This is a genomic window from Bradyrhizobium sp. WYCCWR15520, assembly GCF_056174665.1.
The window spans coordinates 131,534-148,427 of the sequence record NZ_JBWBWM010000004.1; the positions used below are offsets into that span (position 1 = coordinate 131,534).

The window sequence follows — 16,894 nt, forward strand, 5'->3', positions numbered from 1 at the left end:
CGACGTGACGCACCTGCGGTTGTAGCTATCAGCACAAGCCATGCCATACCGGCGCGCCGGCTTGATCGGCGGTGGCCGATGGGTCACGATTGCGGACACGAAAAGAACAAGAGAATGCGAGGAAACGCATGAACAGGCAGCCCGGGATCGACCTCGTGGAACGCGCGCGGGCGCTGGCGCCATTGATCATGCGCGAGGCCGACGAGATCGAGCGGACGCGGCGGCTGACGCCGGCGGTAACGGCGGCGCTGATCGAGAACGGGCTTTACCGCGCGCTGCTGCCGAAGAGTTTTGGCGGCATCGAGGCTTCGCTCGAAGCGTTCATGCTGATGCAGGAGGAGATCGCCAAGGCCGACGCCTCGACCGCGTGGTGCCTTGGCCAGTGCAGCGTCTGCGCGATGACGGCGGCCTATCTCGATCCCGATGCGGCCAACGAAATCTTCAATGTCGCGCCCGGCATTCTCGCATGGGGCGCGATCAATCATGAAGTCCACGCGGTTCCGGGCGGCTATAAGGCCAGCGCGCGCTGGGATTTTGCCTCCGGCTCGCGGCAGGCGAGCTGGCTTGGCGCCCATGTCCGCGTCGTCGAGGCCGACGGCACGCCGCGACGCAGGCCGGACGGCACGCCCGAAATTCGCACCATCCTGTTTCCGGTGACCAGCGCTACCATGCACGACGTCTGGGACGTGATCGGCCTGCGGGGCACCGGCACCGATTCCTATTCGGTCGACAATCTGTTCATCCCGGAAAAGTTCGCAGCGCTTCGCGACGAGCCGGTAGCCCGGCGCGAAAGCGGCCCGCTATACAAGCTCTCCACCAACATGGCGTTCGGCATGGGCTTTGCTGCAACCTCGCTCGGCGTCGCCCGCGCCACGCTTGACGCGGCGATCGACCTTGCCCGCGCCAAGACCCCGCAGGCACTGAAGGCGATGCGCGACAACAATGCCGTGCAGGGATTGATCGGCCGCACCGAAGCACAATGGCGCGCCGCCCGCGCCTATCTCTATGCGACCGCCGCTGAAGTCTGGCGCGATCTTTCACGCGGCGAGGCCATCACGGAAGCGCATCGCGTCGCGCTGCGCATCGCCGCTACCTGGACCATCCATCAATCGGCCGCCGTGGTCGACACCGCCTATCGCATGGCCGGCGCCACCGCCGTGTTCAACGCCAACAGGTTCGAGCGCCGCTTTCGCGACATGCATGCAATCGCGCAACAGATCCAGGGCCGCGACGCGCATTATGAAGATGCCGGCAAGGCGATCCTGTCAGGCAATCTCGACGCCCCGCCGACGATGCGATGAACGGCAATCGATATGCTTGAACCGCACCGCTCTCGTGTCGGAACCCGCACGCGCGCCATGCGTTGCGCCTCATGGGCGACCGTAACAGCGAGGGAGATGACCCATGCCCCGCGGAGACAAATCGAGCTACACCAACAAGCAGAAACGCAAGGCCGAGCATATCGAGGAAGGCTATGAGAAGCGCGGCATCGGCAAGAAGGAAGCCGAGCGGCGTGCCTGGGCGACCGTCAACAAGGAAACCGGCGGCGGCAACAAGAGCGGCTCCGGTCGCGGCGTGAAGGACACCAATGTCGCGGCGAAGAAGGGCGGCCGAATCGGTGGGCCGCGCGGCGGCAAGGCCGCGGCACGCCGGCCGGCTGCGGCGCGATCACGCTCGGCGAAGAAAGCAGCCGCCACGCGCAAGCGAAAGGCCGCGGCAAGGTCCAGCGCCCGCAAGACGACACGATCCAGCGCACGCAAGACAGGCACGCGCAAGACCGCGCGACGGGGATAGGCGTTTCGTTTTCGCTTCCGCCGGTTTGCATCCTGCTCTAGGCTGCGCGCGACAGCTCCAGGCAGGGTGCGCGGACCTTCATGAAAGCTACGGCACGGAAGAAGGCGGCAAAGCGTAGCGCCGGGAAGCCATCGAGTGTGGCTGCGAATTCCGCGGTGGAAGTCGTCTTCGGCGCCTATCCCAGTCCGATCAAGGCGAGGCTGTTGGCGCTGCGCCGGCTGATCTTGGATACTGCCAAGACAACCGATGGCGTCGGCGCGCTGGAAGAGACGCTGAAATGGGGGCAGCCGAGCTATCTCACGACCGAGAGCAAGAGCGGCAGCACGATCCGGATCGACCAGGTGAAGCCGGAAGCCGGCCGCTACGCGGTTTATTTCCACTGCCAGACCGATCTGGTCGAGACCTTTCGCGAGCTTTATCCGGAGCTGCGCTATAGCGGCAACCGCGCCATTCTGCTCGACGCCGGCGAGAAGCTTCCCGAGAAAGCGCTGCGCCACTGCGTGGCGCTGGCGCTGACGTATCACGCGAGGAAGAAGGCGGGAAATAGACGCCCGTAGCCCGGATGAAGCGAAGCGCAATCCGGGACGGCTCGCCCGCGGCACGACGGCCCCGGATTTCGCTTCGCTCCATCCGGGCTACGGTTGCTACGTTTGCGACTACGCCACCAGCGCCGCGCCCGCCGCTGCGCTCCAGTTGCCCTGCGTCTGCAACAGGCTCACGATCTCCCCATTGGGCCGCGCGCGGCTGAACAGGAAACCCTGGCCCTCGTGGCAACCCTCATTGCGCAGGCAACTCACCTCGGCCTCGGTCTCGACGCCTTCGGCCGTGATCGTGACGCCCAGGCCCTTGCCGAGGCTGATGATCGAACGCACGATCGCCTGCGCGTCGGGGTTGGCGGCCAGGTCCCGCACGAAGGACTGGTCGATCTTGATCTTGTCGAACGGAAAGCTGCGCAAATAGCTCAGGCTGGAATAGCCGGTGCCGAAATCGTCCATCGAGATACGAACGCCGAGCGCGCGCAGCGCATGCAGCGTCGCCAGCACCTCGCTGCTCTTTTCCAGAAGCAACGTCTCGGTAATCTCGAGCTCCAGGCGCTTTGCCGGCAGGCCGGACTGCTTCAGCGTATCCACCACCAGCGACAACAGATTGCCGACGCGGAACTGCAGCGGCGACAGGTTGACCGCGACGCGGACGTCGTCGGGCCATTGCGCTGCGTCCATGCAGGCACGGCGCAGCATCAAGCCGCCGACGGCGTTGATCAGACCGGTCTCCTCCGCCACGGGAATGAACTCGGCCGGCGAGATCATGCCGCGCTCGGGATGCGGCCAGCGCACCAGCGCCTCGAAGCCGGTGATGCGCCCGCTCGAAAGGTCGACCAGCGGCTGGTAATAGGGCCGCAGCGCATCGCCCTGGACGGCCTCGCGCAACTCGGTTTCGATCTTGCGGCGGGTCTGGGCGCGCGCGTCCATCCCGGCCTCGAAGAACGAGAACGTGCCACGGGAATCGTTCTTGGCGCGCGACAAAGCGAGGTCGGCATTCTTCAGGAGCTTCTCGGATTCATCGCCATCGCCGGGCGACATCGCGATGCCGATGCTGGCGCCGATCACGATCGAGTGCCCGTCCAGCAGATAGGGATCGCCGATCGCGTCGAGCAGGCGCCTCGCCATGAACACCGCATCCTCGGGCCGTGTCACGCCGGTCAGGACGATGGCGAATTCGTCGGAGTTGAGCCGGGCCAATGCATCGTCCTTGCGCAGCATCGATTGCAATCGCTTGCCGACGCCGCGCAGGAGCTTGTCGCCGACGCCGTGGCCGAGCGTATCGTTGATTGCCTTGAAGTGGTCGAGGCCGAGCACGAGCACCGCCACCTTCTCGGCGTTGCGGCGCGTGTGGAGCAGGATGTCGTCCATCTGCTGACGCAGCAAATTGCGGTTCGGCAGTCCGGTCAGGCCGTCATGCTGGGCCATGAACGTCAGCCGCGCCTCGGCGCGCTTGCGTTCGGTGGTGTCCATCAGCGCGAGCAGGACCGCGGACCGGCCGCCGTAAACGAGCTGGCGCGAATAGATCGCCAGATCGATCAGTTCGCCGTCGGCCCTGACATGCTTCCAGGCGTGGGCGGCGCGCTCGTCGCCGGCGTGCTCGCCGGCCCATGGCGGCTCGACGTCGAAGGCCTGCAGGTTGCGGATCGTCAGCTTCTCGAATTCGCTGCGGCTGTAACCGTAATGCTGAACCGCGGAGTCGTTGACGGCAAGGATTCGTTCGTCACCCTGCGCGCAGACGATCATCGGAACCGGATTGCTGTCGAATAGCAGCCGGAACGACGCCTCGCGCTGTTTCAACTCGGTGATGTCGACGCCCAGACCGATGATGCCGCCATCTCGGCGGCTGGTTGACAGCTTCGCAGCAGGCTTTGCCGGCCGGCCGGGAAAACGGACAATCGACTTCTTCGGTTTTCCGGCTGTTGTTGGCTTCTTCTTCGGCATTACCACGCTCTATTCGCACTCTGCGTGCAAAGTTTTCAGACAAGTATCTGAAAAAAAGGTATCTCTTGTCGTAGAAACTCCCATCGCACGTTTAGATACTCCGTCCGAGAAAAAGCACATACACACGCCTTGCGTGTGTGACCTCGATGCGCGTCGCAGATACAAGAGGCAAATTCGCCGTGTGGCCGCCGGAGCACAGCGGCTCGCGCGGCGACTGCACAAGGAATGCGCGAAAAGCCGCGCGTCTGCATGAATGTCCTTCAGTGGCCGGGAAGGTTATTGCACGGTTAATGCGATCGCGTGCAACGCCCGTTCAGCCCAGAGAGATTGCCGCTCCGGTACGACATCGTGGTCGTAAAGCCGCCTGCGGAACGCCGCATGTGCTGATATCTCAGCATCCTACATGCGGGAGGAAATCGACCGCTGGGCCGCGGTGATCAAGTCCGCTAACATCGAGCTGCAATGAGCGCGGCGGCGTTGAACGCCGGCGGCCGGTTTGCTACGCTGCGCATGCCATGATGATCCGTACCTCCAATATCGCTTCGGTCTACTTCCTCGCGCGCTGACCGCGTTGCCCGCTCAGGCGGGCGGAAGTTTTCGACAGAACAGTCCGGCCGCTCCTGCTTCGCGCAGGACCATGGCCGCTTGCCCAGCGATAAGAGGATTTTCATGCCTACCAGCAAACAAGTGCGCGCGCTCGGCGACGCGCAGATCGAGCAGTTCATTCAAGACGGCTTCGTTCGGATCGATCACGCCTTTCCGCGCGAGCTTGCGGAACAGGGGCGCGCCATTCTGTGGCGCGATCTGCCCTGCGATCCCGACGATCCCGCGACGTGGACTGAGCCGGTGATCCGCCTCGGTTACTACGGCGACGAACCGTTCAGGAAAGCCGTCAACACCCCGCAGCTTCATACGGCCTTCGACCAGCTTGTCGGACGGGGGCGCTGGTGGCCGCGGGCCGACCTCGGAACTTTCCCGGTGCGGTTTCCGAGCCCGCGCGATCCCGGCGATGCCGGCTGGCATGTCGATGTCAGCTTCCCGGCGGAGCACGCAAGCGCCGACAACCCTGATTACACCGATTGGCGTGTGAACGTGACGTCCCGTGGGCGCGCGCTGCTGATGCTGTTCCTGTTCTCCGATGTGGGAGAGTCCGATGCGCCTACCCGAATAAGGCCGGGCTCGCATCTGGATATGGCGCGCTATCTCGAACCGGCCGGCGAGGCCGGCATGTCGCATTTCATACCGGATACGATGGGAAGCGGCCGGCCCGAGGTACTGGCGACCGGCGAGGCCGGTACGGTCTATTTGTGCCACCCGTTCCTCGTTCACGCCGCGCAGATGCACCGGGGTTCTGCGCCACGTTTCATGGCGCAACCGCCGCTGCACCCCGCGAAGCCGTTCAGGCTTGCGCGACCCGACGGCGATTATTCGCCGGTTGAGATATCCATCCGACTGGCGTTGCAGGCGCGCGGGTAAACAGAACTCAAGATCGGAAGCTGGAGCGGGATCGTCCGAAATGATTGTCCCGCTCTGGTTTATTTCGATGCGTGTGTTGCGCGGGCCGTTGCGCGTGGGCGAGCCGCGACCTTGTAGGCGAGAGCAATTGTGTTTGCCGTGCCTGTCCTCCCCTGCCCATTCATGCTACGCTGGCGCGAATAGAGTGATCCGATGAACCCTCGCCTGATTCTGATCCCGCTCATCACCTTGATCGCCGCCGCCCATGCCGCCAGCGCATGGGCGCAGGACAAGGGCACGGTCAATCCGAAGCCGCTGCCGCCGCTTGCCAACCCCAACGATCCCAATGTCGCCGCCAAGGAGCTGTTCGGCCGCAAGCTGCTGCCGGCGGCCATGCCGACGCGCGTGCACGGATTCTACGCCCGTGGCTGCATCTCGGGCGCGGAAGGGTTGCCGATCAACGGCGACAATTGGCAGGTGATGCGGCTGTCGCGCAATCGCTACTGGGGCCACCCCGATCTGGTCGCGCTGGTAAAGCGGCTGGCAGCAAGGGCACGGCGAGATGCCGGCTGGCCGGGCATCTTGGTCGGCGATATGTCGCAGCCGCGCGGCGGGCCGATGTTTACTGGACATGCCAGCCATCAGGTGGGGTTAGATGCCGACATCTGGCTGACGCCGATGCCGAACCGGCAACTATCGCGCAACGAGCGCGAGGAGATGTCGGCGGTGATGATGGTGCGCAACGATCGGCTCGACATCGATCCGCACGCCTGGACGCCGACGCATCTTGCCGTCATCCGCGCCGCCGCGCAGGAGCCCAGCGTGCAGCGCATCTTCGTCAATGCCGCGATCAAGAAGGCGCTGTGTCGCGAGGCCAAGGGGGACCGATACTGGCTGCACAAGGTGCGCCCGATGTACGGCCATGACTATCACTTCCACATCCGCATCAGATGCCCGCCCGGCGCCGGCGAATGCGAGAGCCAACCCGAGCCGAACGAGGGCGAAGGTTGCCAACCTGCCGATCTCGCCTACTGGTTCAGCGATGCGGTGCTGCATCCGAAGCCGCCGAAAGTGCCGCCAAAACCGAAGCCGCCGATGACGATGGCGTCGCTGCCGCCGGCCTGCAAGGCGGTGCTGAACGCGCCTGATGCAAAACACTGACGATGTAAGCGAACAGACCCACTGGAGAATATCGATGAAGATCTGGCCCGTGATCGCATCCATCGCTTTCGTCACCAGCGTGCATGCACAAACGCCCTACGCGGGGATGCAGGCACGCTCGATCAAGGCGCTATCCGAGCAGCAGATTGCCGACCTCGGCGCCGGCCGCGGAATGGGCCTGGCGCTCGCGGCCGAACTGAACGGCTATCCGGGGCCGTTGCACGTTCTCGAACTCGCCGACAAGCTCGAACTCTCCACCGAGCAACGCGCCAGCATGCAGCGCCTGTTCGATTCCATGAAGGCCGAGGCGATGCCGCTCGGCGCGAGACTGATCGAGCAGGAAGCCGAACTGGACAAGCAGTTTGCGACCCGCACCGTCACGCCGGAAAGCCTGAAAGCGTCTACCGCGGCCGTCGCCGCCACGCAGGGGATGCTGCGCGAGACCCATCTGAAATATCATTTGTCGACCGGGACCATCCTGACCCCATCGCAAATGACAAAATATGCGGAACTGCGGGGCTACGGCAGCGGTGGGCACAAGCGACATCATCACCACTAACCAACCGACAAGTGACCCGGTTGCATCTTGCAAGGCGGTGCAGCCGCCTTTACCTCTGCCCCCTTCCTGACTATTGTCAGGGCTGGCGACATCCCGATCGACCGCAAGTCCACCAGGGATCACGGAACGGCGCTTCCGACAGTCGTCTCACCCAACCAACGCCTGTCTTGCGCACGGCAACCGCCGCTCGCCATCAGGCATGGAGCGCCCGATGAATCGTCTTGCCGGCCTTTTCCTGGCCTTCGCCATATCACTAACAACCACCCCCTCACCCGCCGCCGCGCAGGAAAAATCCCTGACGGTGTTTGCCGCGGCCTCGATGAAGAACGCGCTAGACGAGATCGACGCCGCCTATACCGCGAAGACCGGAGCCAAGATCACCGTCAGCTACGCCGCCAGCTCGGCGCTCGCCCGGCAGATCGAACAGGGCGCACCGGCCGACGTGTTCATCTCTGCCGACACCGACTGGATGGATTACGCGACCTCCAGGAAGACCATCAATGAATCGAGCCGGGTCAATCTGCTCGGCAACAGCATCGTGTTGATCGCGCCGAAGGACTCCAAGACCGACAATGTGAACATCGGCCCCGGCTTCGATCTCGCCAGGCTCGCGGGCGATGGCCGGATCGCCACCGGCGACGTCAAATCCGTACCCGCCGGCAAATACGCCAAGGCGGCGCTGGAGAAGCTTGGCGTATGGCAGGCCGCCGAGTCCAAATTTGCGATGGCCGAAAGCGTGCGTGCCGCGCTGACGCTGGTGGCGCGCGGCGAGGCTGTTCTGGGCATTGTCTATGCCACCGACGCCAAGATCGAGCCCGGTGTCAAGATCGTCGGCACCTTCCCGGCCGATTCCCATCCCGCGATCATCTATCCGGTAGCGGCGACGACGACTGCGAAGCCGGGGGCTTCCGATTATCTCGCCTTCCTGCGTTCGACGGCAGCAAAGACCATCCTCGAGAAATACGGCTTCAAATTCCTCGTCAGCCCGTCAACCTGATGTTCGAAATCTCGCTGGCCGAATGGACCGCCATCCTGCTGTCGCTGCGGGTCGCCATCATCGCAACGCTGGTGGCGACGCCGTTCGGCGTTGCGCTGGCATGGCTGCTGGCGCGGCGTGAATTCTGGGGCAAATCGATCCTCGACGCCCTGGTCCATTTGCCGCTGGTGCTGCCGCCGGTCGTCACCGGCTATTTGCTGCTGCTGACCTTTGGCCGTCGCGGCCTGGTCGGCGCATGGCTCGCCGACCATCTCGGCATTGTGTTCGCGTTTCGCTGGACCGGCGCTGCGCTCGCCTGCGGCATCATGTCGTTTCCGTTGCTGGTGCGACCGATCCGGCTCTCGATCGATGCGATCGATCGCCGTCTGGAGCAGGCTGCAAGCACTCTCGGTGCACCACCGTGGAAAGTATTTGCGACGGTCACCTTGCCGCTGGCGCTGCCAGGCGTACTAGCCGGCATGGTGCTGGGCTTTGCCAAGGCGATCGGCGAGTTCGGCGCCACCATCACATTCGTCTCCAACATTCCCGGCGAGACCCAGACCATTTCGTCGGCGATCTATTCGCTGATCCAGACCCCCGATGGCGACGCCGCGGCAGGACGGCTGGTTGTCGTTTCCACCGTGATCGCAATGGGCGCTTTGATCGCATCCGAATGGTTCGCGCGGCGCGCGACCAAACGCCTGCACGGGAATTGACCATGTTGCGCGTCGACGTCACCAAGCAACTCGGCGAGTTCTCGCTCGAAGCCTCGTTCGAAAGCCAGGGCCGCGTCACCGGCCTGTTCGGCGCATCCGGCGCCGGCAAGACCTCGCTGATCAACATGATCGCGGGCCTGCTGCGGCCCGACCGCGGCATCATCGCGCTCGACGGCGAAACGCTGGATGACACGTCGAAAGGCGTCCATCTGCCACCGCACCGGCGCCGGATCGGCTACGTGTTTCAGGACGCGCGACTGTTTCCGCATCTTAACGTGCAGCAGAACCTCGACTACGGCCGGCGCATGAACGGCCTTGCGGAAGATGCCGTGCAGTCTGCGCGCATCACGGACCTGCTCGACATCGGCGGCCTCAGGGATCGCCGACCCGGAAAACTCTCCGGCGGCGAGCGTCAGCGCGTCGCGCTCGGCCGCGCGCTGTTGTCAAAGCCACGCTTGCTGCTGCTGGACGAGCCGCTGGGTTCGCTCGATGAGGGCCGCAAGGAGGAAATCCTGCCCTACCTGGTGCGGCTGCGCGACGAGGGCATTCCCATGGTCTATGTCAGCCACGACGCGGCCGAGCTGCGCCAGCTCGCGACGCAGATCGTGATGCTCAAGCGCGGCCGGGTGACCGCGCTCGGCGGCGTCAAGGTGCTGACGACGTAGCGGGTAGTTGAGTTAGCTGCGAGCGACCGTGAAGGGCTCGACTCCCTCTCCCGCTTGCGGGGGAGGGCCGGGGTGGGGGTGTCTCCGCGAGTCACACTGCCCGTGTGGAGAGAGCCCCCACCCGGATCGCATCTAACGATGCGATCCGACCTCCCCCGCAAGCGGGAGAGGTAAGAAGACTCTCCGCAAAATCGAACAAGATCCCGCTGCAGTAGCTCACTCCGGAACGACGCGCACTGCGCCGCGCGCTGCGCTGGTCGTCAGCGCCGCATAGGCCTTCAGCGCCATCGACACGTTGCGGCTGCGCTTCTTGGCGGGCTTCCATGCCTCCGCCCCGCGGGCCAGCATGGCTTCGCGACGTTTCGCCAGCGTCACATCATCGACCACGAGGCTGATCGAACGCGCGGGGATATCGATCTTGATGAGATCGCCATCCTCCACCAACCCGATCAAACCGCCTTCGGCGGCTTCCGGCGAGATGTGCCCGATCGACAGGCCCGAGGAGCCGCCGGAGAAGCGGCCGTCGGTGATCAGCGCGCAGACCTTTCCGAGCCCCTTCGATTTCAGATAGCTGGTCGGATACAGCATCTCCTGCATGCCGGGACCGCCGCGCGGGCCCTCGTAGCGGACCACGACGACGTCGCCGGCCTTGATCTTGCCGCCCAGAATGCCTTCGACCGCGGCGTCCTGGCTTTCAAAGATCCGCGCCGGTCCCTCGAACTTCAGAATGCTCTCATCGACGCCGGCGGTCTTCACGATGCAGCCGTCCAGCGCAAGATTGCCCGACAGCACGGCGAGGCCGCCGTCTTTCGAGAACGCGTGCGCGGCATCTCGGATGCAGCCGGTGGCGCGGTCGGTATCGAGCTCCTCGAACCGGCGCTCCTGGCTGAACGCGACTTGGGTCGGCACATTGCCCGGCGCGGCCGTGAAGAATTTCCGCACGCTTTCGCTCTTGGTGCGCACGATATCCCAGCGGCCGAGCGCGTCCTCCAGCGTCTTGCTGTGAACCATCGGCAGGCCACGATTGAGCAGGCCGGCGCGGTCGAGTTCGCCCAAAATGGCCATCACGCCGCCGGCGCGGTGCACGTCTTCCAGATGCACGTCGGCCACCGACGGCGCCACCTTGCACAGCACAGGCACCCGCCGCGATAGCCGGTCGATGTCTTGCATAGTGAACGGCACCTTGCCTTCGTAAGCGGCCGCCAAGAGATGCAGCACCGTGTTGGTCGAGCCACCCATGGCGATGTCGAGCGTCATCGCATTCTCGAACGCCTTGAAGTTGGCGATGGTGCGCGGCAGCGCGGTATCGTCATCCTGCTCGTAATAACGCCGCGCGAGGTCAACGATCAGATGGCCGGCCTCGACGAACAGCCCCTTGCGGTCGGCATGCGTGGCCAGCACCGAGCCGTTGCCGGGCAGCGCAAGGCCGAGCGCCTCGGTGAGGCAGTTCATGGAATTGGCCGTGAACATGCCCGAGCACGAGCCGCAGGTCGGGCACGCCGAGCGCTCGATCACTTCGACATCCGCGTCGCTGACGCTGGTGTCGGCAGCGGCGACCATGGCGTCGATCAAGTCGACCGCGCGGATTTTTCCTTTGAGATTGACCTTGCCCGATTCCATCGGCCCGCCCGAGACGAACACGGTCGGGATGTTGATCCGCAGCGCAGCCATCAGCATGCCGGGCGTGATCTTGTCGCAGTTCGAGATGCAGACCATGGCGTCGGCGCAATGTGCGTTGACCATGTATTCGACGCTGTCGGCGATGATTTCGCGCGACGGCAGGCTGTAGAGCATGCCGTCATGGCCCATCGCGATGCCATCATCGACCGCGATGGTGCTGAACTCTTTGGCAACGCCGCCCGCCTTTTCGATCTCGCGCGCGACGAGCTGGCCGAGGTCCTTCAGGTGCACGTGGCCGGGCACGAACTGGGTGAACGAATTGACCACGGCAATGATCGGCTTGCCAAAGTCCTCGTTCTTCATGCCGGTGGCGCGCCAGAGGCCGCGGGCGCCCGCCATGTTGCGGCCATGGGTCGTGGTTCGAGAGCGGTAGGCGGGCATGATCTATCCTTCTAGGATCGGGAAAGGCGTCTTTTAGACGGGAAGCCCGGCCGCACAAAGCGGCTTGGCGCAGGGTCGCCATGCGCGGGTGACCCCAAAACGGGACAGGAACCGGACCTCCCGCGCCGCTAGTGCATTGGTTAGGTTTGGCAGCGGACGCGCTTCACCTCTCCCGCTTGCGGGGTCGAGACGAGCGAAGCTCGCTCTTAGGTCGGCGCGAAGCGCCGGGTGGGGGCTCTCTCCACTCGGCCAGTGTGACCCGCGGAGACACCCCCACCCCGGCCCTCCCCCGCAAGCGGGAGAGGGAGCCGCACCTTCTTCGTGGTCGCAATAGAACCTAATCCCATCACGCTTTAGACGACCTCGCGCGCCCGCAGTTCTGCGATCGCCTTCGTGTCGTAGCCGAGCGAGGCCAGCACCTCCTCGGTATGGGCGCTCAGCGCCGGCGCCATCCGGTCGAGCCTGCCGCCGCCATGGGCGAGCTGGAAACCGTTGCCGGCAAAGCGCAGGCGGCCATAGGGCGTCTCGATCTCCTGAATGGCGCCGCGCGCCGCGATCTGCGGATGGTCGATGACTTCCTCGACCTTCCAGATGCTGGCGCAGGGCGCGCCCGCGGCTTCCAGTATCTTCTCCCACTCGCGCGGGTCCTTGCTTGACAGCGCCTCCTCGATAATGGCCCGCAGTGCCTTCTCGTTCTCCTGGCGGGCAAACCAATCGACGAAGCGCGGGTCCTCCAGCGCGTCGGCGCGGCCGAGCGCCGTCATCAAGGCAATGTATTGCTTCTCGCTGTTGACGGCGAGCAGCAGATAGCCCTCGCCCGCCTTGAAGAGGTTGGCGGTCGGCCGGCGGCTGACGGCCTGATTGCCGGAAAGCTGCTGGCGGTGGCCGGCCACTGAATAGTCCGCCACCTGGCCCGACAGGAACGCCAGCGTCGCCTCCAGCATGGAGACGTCGACCAGCTGGCCCTTGCCGGTATGGGTGCGCTGGAACAGCGCGCTCGACACGCCGAAGGCCGCGGTGGCGCCCGACAGCACGTCGCAGACGGCAAAGCCCGCCCGCGTCGGCCCGGTCTCGGCGTGGCCCGTAATCGACATGATGCCTGACAGCGCCTGCATCTTGCCGTCATAGCCGGCGCCGAGCCGCTCGGGGCCGGTCTGGCCGAAGCCGGAAATGGCGCAGTAGATCAGCCGCGGATTGATCGCCGACAGCGCGGCGTAGCCGATGCCGAGCTTGTCCATCACGCCGGGACGAAAGTTCTCCATCACCACGTCGGCCTGCGCGGCGAGCTGCTTGACGATGGCGATCGCCTCCGGCTTCGAGAGGTCGAGGGTGAGGCTGCGCTTGTTGCCGTTGATCGCCTGCCAGCCCGGTGCCAGCCCACGCTCGGCCCATTCCCGGCTCAACGGCGTGCGGCGCATATCCTCGCCCTCGCGCCGCTCCACCTTGATGACGTCGGCCCCGAGCAGCGCGAGCTGGTAGCTCGCATAGGGCCCAGCCAGCACCTGCGTGAGGTCGAGAATCTTCACGCCTTCAAACGGTCGGGTCAAAGGGGATCCTCCTGCCTCTTTCTTCTTTCTTCCCTCGCCCCTTGTGGGAGAGGGTGGCTTCGCGAAGCGAAGACGGGTGAGAGGTTCTCTCCGCGAATACCGAGTGCGCAGTGAGATACCCCTCATCCGGCGCGGACTGCGTCCGCGCCACCTTCTCCCACAAGGGGAGAAGGAAAGCAGCCTCACGCTGCCCGGTTGCCGCGCGCGATCTCCTTCTGCTTGTCGAACTCGGCGCGACGCCGCGCCAGCTCTTCCGGACTCATCTGGGCGATGTTGTTGTAGTCGAGCTTCCAGGAAGCATCCTCGCTCCAGCGCAGCGGCGACTGCATCGTGGTGCGCGCGCCGGGTGCAGACTCCAACAGCCGCAGCGCCAGCTCCAGCGTCTGCGCCTGCGACTCCACGTCATGCGGCTTGCCCGCGGAATTGCCGAGCGGGAAATCCGAAAACAGGAAACGGGGCGCGGCCGCGAACTCGACGATATCCTTGGCGCAACCCATCACGACGGTGGCGATCCCGTTGGCTTCGAGATGGCGCGCCACCAGCGCTGACGTCTGGTGACAGACCGGACAGTTCGGAACGATCACCGCGACATCGACCTGATCGGCGAGGCAACGGGCGAGGATGTCGGGCGCGTCGACATCGATGGTGACGCGATGGCTGCGATTGGTCGGCGCGCCGAAGAAGCGCGGCGCGACCTCGCCTATCCGTCCCGCGGCCCTCGCCTTCACAAGCTGCGGCAGCGGAAACCAGGTGCCGCTGTCGGTCGCGGTCGTATGCTTGCGGTCGTAGCCGATATGCGAGATCCGCAAATCGTGCTGTTTCGAGGTATCGCCGTCATAGACCGTGTAGAACTTAGCGCTGCCATTATAGGCCGCGCCGGGACCCTGATCGCCCTTGGCGGGATCATATTGCGCGGCGGTCGTGACGATGGTCACGCGTGACTGCGCCAGCGGCTTCTTCAGCGGCTGAAACGGCGCATCGACATAGTGCGCCCAGCGGTACGGCGTGGTGTAGCCGATCGCAGCATAGTAGTCGCGCGTGCGCTGCATATAGGGGACAGGAGAATCGTAATCGGGTGCAAAGCCGAGTTGATCGTCTGACGGGCCGGACATTGTTGTGTCTCTCCTGCGTTTCCACCGTGAGGTCATCGGCTGACCTCCGGCTAAGCTAATGATAGTTCGCCTATTCCTCAACAGCGGAATGCGCCGGATGATGCACGGCGGCTGCGCATCGATGCATTGCACGCGGAGCCTTTGATCGTTGGCCCAGTCGCGCGGCAGTGCACCGCGATGCACAAGTCAGCAGAAAATCATGGAACTGTGGAGGTCGCCAACTCGTTCAGAATTGAGCACCGATGGCCGCAATGGAGGTTTGCCATGCCCGATACCGCCGGAATGAAGGATCACGTGTACAAGATCCTCGATCTCGTAGGGTCTTCCGAAAAAAGCATCGAGGACGCGATTCAGAACGCCATTACCCGTGCGTCAAAAACCATTCGCGAAATGAAATGGTTCGAAGTCGTGCAGACCAGAGGCCATATCGAAAATGGATCTGTTCGCCACTACCAGGTCACCTTGAGGGTTGGATTTACCCTGGAAGAGTAATTCCAGCGCAACGCGCGCGACAGGCGCAAGCCATGGTTCGCATTCCCGCGGAGTCAAACCCCGGCGACCGACGACCAGATCTCCGCCAGCTTGCGCCTGGCCTTCTGCCTGCGTGTCAGCGGCACGGCCTCCTCATCCTCAGGCAGGCGCAGGCCGACCACATTGACTCGGCCACCGCTGATGCTGCGCGCGACCAGCACGATCGGATCGAGCACGAGCTCGGCGCCCACCTTCGGCGCATGATCGAGATGAATGTCGAAATAATCCGCCAGCGTCAGCGTGGCATGCTCTTCGCCGGCCGATACGCCGTAGATCTGGGCCAGTTCGCCGAGGGTATGCTCGCCGGAAACCATGAAATCGCCGAGCAGATGCGGGTCGGGCGCCGAACTCGGCGCCATGTCGACAAAGAAACGGTCCAGCGCCTCGGCCTTTTCCGGCGGCGCCAGCAGATAGATGTAATCCCCCGCGGCAATCGGATCGGCCTCGGCGGGAGAGAGAATCCGTTCCTCGCGGATCACCAGCGTCGGCTTGGACCAGGATGGCAGCAACCCGCGCCGGAAATATAGGCTTTTCGGACGCACGGGATAACCGACCAGCTGCTGCTCGAGCTGGCCGGGCAGATCGAGCTCGACGCGCCTGGGACCGCGGTCCACGCGCGGCAGCGCTACATGCAGCCAGCGCGCCGCCGGCGCCAGCGTCCAGCCCTGCAGCAACAGCGAGATGATGACCACGACAAAGGCAACGTCGAAATAGAGGTAGGCCTTTGGCAATCCGACCAGCATCGGGATCGAGGCGAGGAAGATTGCGACCGCGCCACGCAGGCCGGTCCAGGCGATGAAGATCTTTTCGCGCCAGTTGAAGCGGAACGGCACCAGGCACAGGAACACCGCGATTGGCCGCGCCGCCAGCATCAGCACCAGTGCCACGATCACCGCCGGCCCTACGCTGTCCAGCAGCCGTTGCGGCGACGAGAGCAGCCCGAGCAGGACGAACATCACGATCTGCGCCAGCCAGGTCGCGGCATCCAAGAATGTGATCACCGAATTATGCGCGCGCGTCGGCCGGTTGCCGATTATGATGCCGGCGAGATAGACCGCGAGAAAGCCCGAGGCATGCGCGATCTGCGCCACGCCGAAGATCACCAGCGCGGCCGTGGTGACGAAGGGCGCATGCAGGCCCTGCGGCAGCGCTACCCGATTGAGCGCCAGTACCACCAGGCGGCCGCCGATCACGCCGATCACGCCGCCGAGCAGGCCCTCGCGGGCGAGTTCGAATACGACATGTCCGGGTGAGCTTTGACCGATCGAAATGAATTCGACCAGCATCAAAGTGAGGAAGATCGCGAACGGATCGTTGGTGCCGGATTCCGCCTCCAGCGTCGCCCCGACACGCGGGCGAAGGCGCAGGCCCTGGGTGTGGACGAGCAGAAATACCGCGGCTGCATCGGTCGACGCCACCACCGCGCCGACCAGGAGCGACTCGGTCCAATTGAGATCAAGCACATATCTGGCGACCGGCGCGGTCACCAGCGCGGTAAGCAATACGCCGATCGTCGCCAGCACCATCGAGGGCGCCAGCACGGTGCGGATGCTCTGAAATTTCGTTCGCAAGCCGCCATCGAACAGTATCAGCGCCAGTGCCACCGACCCCACCAGATAGGTGGTGCGGACGTCGTTGTAGTTGAGTTGGCCCGGCCCGGCATCGCCCGCCAGCATGCCGATCCCAAGGAACACCAGCAGCAAGGGCGCCCCGAAGCGCAACGCGAGCAGGCTCGACAGGATGCCCGCCATCACCAGAATGGCGCCCAGAAAGATGGCGATGCTGACCGAGTCGAGAGAAGCCATGAACCTCTGTAATTATCGCAAATACTTGC

The 16,894-nt window shown here is 64.5% G+C and carries 15 protein-coding genes; 10 read left to right on the forward strand and 5 right to left on the reverse strand.

The genetic code is table 11. The annotated features are described in order from the left end of the window. The first annotated feature begins 128 nt into the window (after window positions 1-128). The 3 genes from AC0QUY_RS05890 to AC0QUY_RS05900 all read left to right on the forward strand — a co-directional run bounded on the left by AC0QUY_RS05890 (window position 129) and on the right by AC0QUY_RS05900 (window position 2,351). A complete protein-coding gene (locus AC0QUY_RS05890; protein WP_475386118.1) occupies window positions 129-1,301 on the forward strand; it encodes an acyl-CoA dehydrogenase family protein in 1,173 nt (390 codons plus the stop codon). A 103-nt stretch (window positions 1,302-1,404) separates the two neighbouring features. After that, window positions 1,405-1,794: a hypothetical protein gene (locus AC0QUY_RS05895; protein WP_475386119.1), complete on the forward strand. Its 390-nt coding sequence runs from the start codon at window positions 1,405-1,407 to the stop codon at window positions 1,792-1,794. 137 nt (window positions 1,795-1,931) lie between these two features. Then, a complete protein-coding gene (locus AC0QUY_RS05900; protein WP_475386120.1) occupies window positions 1,932-2,351 on the forward strand; it encodes a DUF1801 domain-containing protein in 420 nt (139 codons plus the stop codon). Between the two features lie 99 nt (window positions 2,352-2,450). Here AC0QUY_RS05900 and AC0QUY_RS05905 read toward each other — a convergent pair whose 3' ends face one another. Beyond that, window positions 2,451-4,277: a putative bifunctional diguanylate cyclase/phosphodiesterase gene (locus tag AC0QUY_RS05905; protein WP_475386121.1), complete on the reverse strand. Its 1,827-nt coding sequence runs from the start codon at window positions 4,275-4,277 to the stop codon at window positions 2,451-2,453. A gap of 669 nt (window positions 4,278-4,946) precedes the next feature. On the opposite strand from AC0QUY_RS05905, the gene AC0QUY_RS05910 reads away from it, so the two are divergent. The 6 genes from AC0QUY_RS05910 to modC all read left to right on the forward strand — a co-directional run bounded on the left by AC0QUY_RS05910 (window position 4,947) and on the right by modC (window position 9,809). Next, window positions 4,947-5,753 carry a phytanoyl-CoA dioxygenase family protein gene (locus AC0QUY_RS05910; protein WP_475386122.1) on the forward strand — a complete coding sequence of 269 codons (807 nt, stop codon included), beginning with the start codon at window positions 4,947-4,949 and terminating at the stop codon, window positions 5,751-5,753. Window positions 5,754-5,945: 192 nt separating this feature from the next. Continuing rightward, window positions 5,946-6,893 carry a penicillin-insensitive murein endopeptidase gene (gene mepA / locus AC0QUY_RS05915; protein WP_475386123.1) on the forward strand — a complete coding sequence of 316 codons (948 nt, stop codon included), beginning with the start codon at window positions 5,946-5,948 and terminating at the stop codon, window positions 6,891-6,893. 34 nt (window positions 6,894-6,927) lie between these two features. Then, entirely contained in the window at window positions 6,928-7,452 is a 525-nt protein-coding gene (locus AC0QUY_RS05920; RefSeq protein WP_475386124.1) for a Spy/CpxP family protein refolding chaperone, read from the forward strand. A 211-nt stretch (window positions 7,453-7,663) separates the two neighbouring features. Then, a complete protein-coding gene (gene modA, locus AC0QUY_RS05925; protein WP_475386125.1) occupies window positions 7,664-8,449 on the forward strand; it encodes a molybdate ABC transporter substrate-binding protein in 786 nt (261 codons plus the stop codon). Continuing rightward, complete coding sequence (gene modB, locus AC0QUY_RS05930; RefSeq protein WP_475386126.1) at window positions 8,449-9,144, forward strand: molybdate ABC transporter permease subunit; 696 nt, start codon at window positions 8,449-8,451, stop codon at window positions 9,142-9,144. Before modA ends, modB begins: the two co-directional genes overlap by 1 nt. A 2-nt stretch (window positions 9,145-9,146) precedes the next feature. Continuing rightward, a complete protein-coding gene (gene modC / locus AC0QUY_RS05935; RefSeq protein ID WP_475386127.1) occupies window positions 9,147-9,809 on the forward strand; it encodes a molybdenum ABC transporter ATP-binding protein in 663 nt (220 codons plus the stop codon). A gap of 216 nt (window positions 9,810-10,025) precedes the next feature. On the opposite strand, the gene ilvD is transcribed toward modC, so the two are convergent. The 3 genes from ilvD to AC0QUY_RS05950 form a co-directional block, all read right to left on the reverse strand. After that, a complete protein-coding gene (gene ilvD / locus AC0QUY_RS05940) occupies window positions 10,026-11,870 on the reverse strand; it encodes a dihydroxy-acid dehydratase (RefSeq protein WP_475386128.1) in 1,845 nt (614 codons plus the stop codon). Window positions 11,871-12,223: 353 nt separating this feature from the next. After that, the gene (locus AC0QUY_RS05945) at window positions 12,224-13,417 is read right to left on the reverse strand and encodes a CaiB/BaiF CoA transferase family protein (RefSeq protein WP_475386129.1); all 1,194 of its coding nucleotides are present in this window, start codon (window positions 13,415-13,417) and stop codon (window positions 12,224-12,226) included. A 182-nt stretch (window positions 13,418-13,599) separates the two neighbouring features. Continuing rightward, entirely contained in the window at window positions 13,600-14,529 is a 930-nt protein-coding gene (locus tag AC0QUY_RS05950) for a glycine reductase (protein WP_475386130.1), read from the reverse strand. 282 nt (window positions 14,530-14,811) lie between these two features. On the opposite strand from AC0QUY_RS05950, the gene AC0QUY_RS05955 reads away from it, so the two are divergent. Continuing rightward, window positions 14,812-15,021: a dodecin gene (locus AC0QUY_RS05955; RefSeq protein WP_156435839.1), complete on the forward strand. Its 210-nt coding sequence runs from the start codon at window positions 14,812-14,814 to the stop codon at window positions 15,019-15,021. A 53-nt stretch (window positions 15,022-15,074) separates the two neighbouring features. Here the strand turns inward: AC0QUY_RS05955 and AC0QUY_RS05960 are convergent, their stop codons facing one another. Continuing rightward, the gene (locus tag AC0QUY_RS05960) at window positions 15,075-16,865 is read right to left on the reverse strand and encodes a potassium/proton antiporter (RefSeq protein WP_475386131.1); all 1,791 of its coding nucleotides are present in this window, start codon (window positions 16,863-16,865) and stop codon (window positions 15,075-15,077) included. Window positions 16,866-16,894 lie beyond the last annotated feature (29 nt).